Source organism: Bradyrhizobium sp. P2_E8 (genome assembly GCF_056403875.1).
Genome location: NZ_JBFUES010001667.1, coordinates 1 through 907 on the forward strand (window position 1 = coordinate 1; position 907 = coordinate 907).

General features: G+C 65.9%; 1 protein-coding gene. It reads left to right on the forward strand.

Annotation, left to right across the window (positions count from 1 at the left end):
- A partial coding sequence (locus AC1D00_RS43095) for an NAD-glutamate dehydrogenase domain-containing protein (protein ID WP_477014919.1) occupies nt 1-907 on the forward strand: 907 nt, incomplete at both ends.

A 907-nucleotide genomic window follows, 5' to 3' on the forward strand; every position in this document is an offset into this window, starting at 1 on the left:
CCTTCAAGTTCGACGCGCGCAAGATCGATGACCTGCCCCCTCCCCGACCACTCTATGAGATTTTCGTCTATTCACCCCGCGTCGAAGGCATTCACCTGCGCTTCGGCAAGGTTGCGCGCGGTGGCTTGCGCTGGTCCGATCGGCCGCAGGATTTCCGCACCGAGATCCTCGGCCTAGTGAAAGCGCAGCAGGTCAAGAACGCCGTGATCGTGCCGGTCGGCGCCAAGGGCGGCTTCGTGCCCAAGCGCCTGCCGCCGCCCTCCGATCGCGAGGCGTGGCTCGCGGAAGGCACCGAAGCCTATCGCATCTTCGTTCGCTCGCTGCTCGAACTCACCGACAATCTCGACGGCGACGTCGTCGTGCCGCCCGACTTGACCGTGCGGCACGACGGCGACGACCCCTACCTCGTCGTCGCCGCCGACAAGGGCACTGCCACCTTCTCCGACGTCGCCAACGCGATTTCGGCCGAGAAGCACCATTGGCTCGGCGATGCCTTCGCCTCCGGCGGCAGCCAGGGCTACGACCACAAGAAGATGGGGATCACGGCGCGCGGCGCCTGGGAGGCGGTCAAGCGCCATTTCCGCGAGCTCGGCACCGACATTCAAACCATGCCTTTCACCGTGGTCGGCGTCGGCGACATGTCCGGCGACGTCTTCGGCAACGGCATGCTGCTCTCGCCGGCGACGAAGCTCGTCGCGGCATTCGATCACCGCGACATCTTCATCGATCCCTCCCCCGATCCGGCGAGCAGCTTCGCCGAACGCAAGCGCCTGTTCGACCTGCCGCGATCGAGCTGGCAGGACTACAACAAGACGCTGATCTCGCGGGGCGGCGGCGTGTTCTCGCGCTCGCTCAAGGCTATACCGCTCGCACCGGAAGTGCGCGCCCTGCTCGATCTCGACAAGGA